The sequence below is a fragment of the Ensifer sp. 22460 genome, from assembly GCF_052044935.1.
Classification (GTDB): domain Bacteria; phylum Pseudomonadota; class Alphaproteobacteria; order Rhizobiales; family Rhizobiaceae; genus Ensifer.
In genome coordinates, this window is record NZ_JBQENZ010000066.1 from 1 (window position 1) to 5,435 (window position 5,435).

Here is a 5,435-nt window from a genome sequence, read left to right on the forward strand (position 1 = left end):
CTGGCCGGCGGCGAAGGCAGCGACACGATCAATGCCGGAGCGGGCGACGACACGCTCATAGACGATGACAATGCGGCCTCTTCCGGCAATGACATTCTCAACGGCGGATCGGGCAACGACACACTCTACAGCTACGGCGGGGCCGACACGCTCGACGGTGGCGACGGCGAGGACACGGCGGTGATCGACCGCTCGACGGCAACGGCTGCGCTCAATATCTCGATGATCAGCACGACGGCAGCCACCGCGATCGGCGATGGCACGACCTTCGTCAATGTCGAGCACGTCCAGATCACCGGCGGTTCGGGCGACGACGTCATCACCACGTTGGACGGGAATGATCAGCTTTACGGTGGTGACGGCGACGATACCTTCGACGCCGGAGGTGGCAACAACACGATTTTCGGCGATGCAGGAGCCGACACCGTCAAGCTCACCGGCATGCTGAGCGACTACCAGATATCGGTCCTCACTGCGACCGATGTTCAGTTGTTCGACCTTCGAAGCTCCACCTACACCGCCGCCTATTCGGTAGAGTCGTTTGCCTTCTCCGACGGAATACGGACATTCAGTCAACTCATTCATTCGCCGACGAGCCTCGCGCTGTCAGCGGCGCAAGTGGCCGAAAACAGCGCACAGGGCACGGTCGTCGGGACGTTCTCGTCCACCGACCCGGATTCCGGGGACACACTCGCCTATACCCTCGTGGATGATGCCGGTGGCCTGTTTGCCCTTTCGGGCGACCAGCTGGTGGTCAACGGCGCGCTCGATTTCGAGACGGCCTCGTCACACCAGATCACCGCGCGCGTCACCGACGGCAGCGGCAACACCTACGACAAGGTGTTCACCATCGGCATCGCCGACATCGAAGATACTGTGAACCAGCCGCCGACCGATATCTTGCTCTCGGCGAACACGGTCGACGAGAACAGCACGGCCGGCACGATCGTCGGCGCGCTCGGCGCCACAGATCCCGACAGTGGCGAGACGTTCACATTCTCTCTTCTTGACAATTCCGGTGGAGCATTCGCCATCTCCGGCAGCGACCTCGTCGTCGCCGGACCACTCGACCACGAGGCGGGAGCAAGCCGCCAGGTCACCGTTCGGGTGACCGACAGTCAGAACCACACCTTCGACAAGACCTTCACGGTCGAGCTTGCGAATCTCAACGACAATCAACCGGTGTTCTCATCCGGCACGACGGCGAGCTTTGGTGAGAACGGAGCCGGCACGGTCTGTGATGCCGACGCGACCGATGCCGACAATCTCGAGGCGCTGAGCTACGCGCTGTCGGGCACTGATGCAGCGCTGTTCGATATCGATTCCGCTACCGGCGTGGTCACCTTCAAGAACGCGCCCGACTTCGAGACACCGCTCGACGCCAATGGTGACAACACCTACGACATCATCGTCACCGCCTCCGACGGCACGCTCACCACTGACCGGGCGGTTGCCATCACGGTCACCAACCAGAACGACAACGCGCCGGTGTTCTCGTCCGACACGACGGCGAGCTTTGCCGAGAATGCCACCGGCACAGTCTATGATGCCGACGCGACCGATGCCGACAATCTCGGGGCGCTGAGCTACGCGCTGTCGGGTACGGATGCGACGCTGTTCGATATCGATTCCGCTACCGGCGCGGTCACCTTCAAGGTGGCGCCCGACTTCGAGTCTCCGGCCGACGCCGGCGGTGACAATACCTACGATATCATTGTCACTGCCTCCGATGGCACGCTCGCGACCGATCGCAATGTCGCGATCAGTGTGACCAACGTCAATGAAGCGCCCAACAACATTCTGTTGTCTGCCAGTACGGTGAATGAGTATGCGAACGATGGAACGCTCGTCGGGACGCTGACAGCTGCCGACCCGGATGCTGTCGACCAACAATCTTTCGCGCTGATCGAGAATGCAGGTGGCCGGTTTGTCCTTGTAAACGGCAACCAACTCGTGGTCGCCAATGGCATAGCGTTGGATTATGAGCAGGCAGCAGCCCATCAGATCACGGTGCGTGCGACGGACACTGGCGGCAATTACATCGATCGGGTGTTGACAATTGCCGTTGCGGATATCAACCCTGAGACTGTCAGCGGGACGATTGGCAACGACACGATCTACGGAGGAGGTGGCAATGACCAACTCCTGGGTAATTTTGGAAACGACACACTCGTCGGCGGCGACGGCGACGATCTCCTAGCGGGGCAATACGATGTTGATGTCCTGACCGGCGGTGCTGGTGTCGATCAGTTCAACGGCAGCGTGACCGACTGGAACGGCGACAGGATCACCGACTACGAGCATGGCGAGAAGCTCTACGTGGCCTTCGGGCTGTCGACTGCCAACGGCTATCGCCTGCGCTACTCCGCCACCGATACATTCATCGACATCGACGGCAACGGCGACGGAAATTTCGACAGTAGCTTTACCCTTTCCGGTATCATCACTGGCACGCTTACGGTTCAGCGGATCGATTCGACCTATACGCAACTGATCATCGTCGGAAATTCCGCGCCTGCGATCAGTTCGAATGGCGGCGGCGATACCGCAGCAATTTCGGTTGCAGAGAACACCGCGGTGACCACGACAGTGACGGCGAGTGATCCAGACGCCGGACAGAGCCTGAGCTACTCGATTGCAGGCGGCGCCGATTCGATCCATTTCCAGATCGACTCGGGCACGGGTGTTCTGAGCTTCGTGACGGCGCCAGATTTTGAGGCCCCTTCCGATGTGGGCGCCGACAACGGATATGAAGTGACCGTGCAGGTCTCCGACGGCAACGGCGGCATCGACACGCAAACGATCGCCGTTACGGTAACCAACCAGAACGACAATGTACCGGTGTTCAACTCCGGCACGACGGCGAGCTTTGACGAGAATGGGCCCGGCGTTGCCTATGATGCCGATGCCAGCGATGCCGACAATCTCGGTGCGCTGACCTATTCGCTGTCCGGCACGGACTCCGCGCTGTTCAACATCGACGCTGCGACCGGTGCTGTCACTTTCAAGGATGCGCCTGACTTCGAGGCACCGGCCGATGCGGATGGCGACAATGTCTACGACATCGTCGTCACTGCCTCCGATAGCACGCTCACCGTCGATCGGGCGGTTGCCATCACGGTCAACAACGTCAATGACAATGCGCCGGTGTTCACCTCCGGCACGACGGCGAGCTTCGCCGAGAATGGGGCCGGCACGGTCTATCACGCCGACGCCAGCGATGCCGACAATCTCGGCGCGCTGACCTTCACGTTGTCGGGGGCGGACTCCGCACTGTTCAACATCGACGCCGCGACCGGTGCTGTCACCTTCAAGGCGGCGCCCGACTTCGAGGCACCGGCCGATGCGGATGGCGACAATGTCTACGACATCATGGTCACTGCCTCCGATGGCACGCTCAGCACCGACCAAGCCGTCGCCATCACCGTAACAGATGTACCGAATATGATCATCGGTGATGAATTTGACAACGTGCTTGTTGGGACTAGCGAAGACGAGACAATTCTTGGGCTCGGCGGAAACGACACGATTGCGGGGGGAGGAGGTGACGACAATTTGCGCGGCGGGTCAGGGTCAGATGTCCTCGATGGCGGCGAAGGAAACGACATCATTCACTACGGCTTCCTGGACAGTGCCTTGGGTGACACGATCGACGGCGGAGCCGGAATCGACACCATCTCAGTGGAAGGAAACAACAGTGATCTTTACCAGGTAAACATCACGGGCGTGGAGCGCCTGGCGTTCGATACCACTTCTGCCGCATCGGTGTGGCTCAGCAACGATGATGTCGGAACTGGCCAGATAAATACCTTCGTAGGCAGCTCATTTTCCGATCAGTTATCCGTGCGTGTCACCTCTCTTTCGGGAGGAACGGCTGACCTTAGTACCAGTGCATTTCAGAACTGGGGTCCGAATGACAGCATCGAGCTGATAGGCTCCCAATCCAACGATGTGTTAATTGGCTCCGTGGTTGACGATGTCATATTCGGCAATTCTGGGGCAGACACCATGCAAGGTGGGGCGGGGAGCGACAAGTTCAGCTTTAATACTGGCGATGTCGCAAGTGGTGAATCGATTGACGGCGGGGGCGGAACGGATCAGCTGCTCGTCTTCGGGAATAACGACTTTCGCTTGGCCACGCTTAACTCGATTGAATTGTTGGCCTTCGGCGGATCCACTATTCCCGCAACCGTCACTTTCTCCTCGACGCAGATCGGAGCGGGATTGTCCCTGGACGTCTCCATCATAGGCAATGCTGGGGCCAACACAATCAACATTCTGATGGATGCGCCGGGAACGCTCGATATCGGAGCATGGACGTTCTCGAACTGGAATTCCAGCGACTCAATCTACATGGGCGGGTCAGTATCGGCAGACGTCCTCATTGGATCATCCCAAGCGGACCTGATCCAGGGCAACTTCGGCAACGACACGCTCGTCGGCGGCGACGGCGACGATCTCCTCGCCGGGCAATACGATGTTGATGTCCTGACCGGTGGTGCTGGCGTCGATCAGTTCAACGGCAGCGTGTCCGACTGGAACGGCGACAGGATCGCCGACTACGAATACGGCGAGAAAATCATGGTGGCCTTCGGGTCCCACTCCACAGGTGCCTATCGTCTCCGTACGACAACAACGGACAGCTTCATCGACATCGATGGAAACGGCGATGGGGTTTTTGACAGTACCATCGTGCTCTCAGGCCAAATCAATGGCGTGTTGACCGTGACCGCGGCGGCCGATCCTGTCTATGCCCAACTTGTGATCACGCAGAGTACCGCTCCGACCATCACGTCGGATGGCGGTGGCGATACAGCTCAGATCTCGGTTGCCGAACACACGACGGCGCTGACCACTGTCATGGCAACCGATCCCGATACCGGTGAGTCACCTACTCCATCGTCGGCGGATTTGATGCCAATCTGTTCGCGATCGACGGCCAGTCGGGAGTTCTGTCGTTTGTGACGGCCCCCGACTTCGAGAATCCGGACCTCAATGGCGGAGTTTTCGACCAGTTTTATCAGGTCGTCGTGCAGGCGGACGATGGGCATGGCGGATTGGACGCCCAGACTATTACGGTCACCATCACCAACGTCAACGACAACGCACCGGTGTTCACCTCCGGCACGACGGCCAGCTTCGCCGAAAACGGGACCGGCACGGTCTATGATGCCGACGCCAGCGATGCCGACAACCTCGGCGCCTTGACCTATTCGCTGTCTGGCACGGACTCCGCGCTGTTCAACATCGACGCCGCGACCGGTGTTGTGACCTTCAAGGCTGCACCCAACTTCGAGGCACCGGCCGACGGGGATGGCGACAACATTTACGACATCGTCGTCACCGCCTCCGACGGCACGCTCGCCACTGACCGGGCGGTCGCCATCACGGTCACCAACGTCAACGACAATGCCCCGGTGTTCTCGTCTGGAGCG

At 59.8% G+C, this 5,435-nt stretch carries 1 protein-coding gene and 1 pseudogene; both read left to right on the plus strand.

Translation table 11 applies throughout. The features are described from left to right. The coding region (locus tag ACTJKM_RS35935; protein ID WP_440661883.1) for a beta strand repeat-containing protein at window positions 1–4,965 on the plus strand (4,965 nt) is incomplete at its 5' end. Next, window positions 4,962–5,435, plus strand: a pseudogene (locus ACTJKM_RS35940) (hypothetical protein); the annotation flags it as partial. The gene ACTJKM_RS35935 and the pseudogene ACTJKM_RS35940, both read left to right, overlap by 4 nt.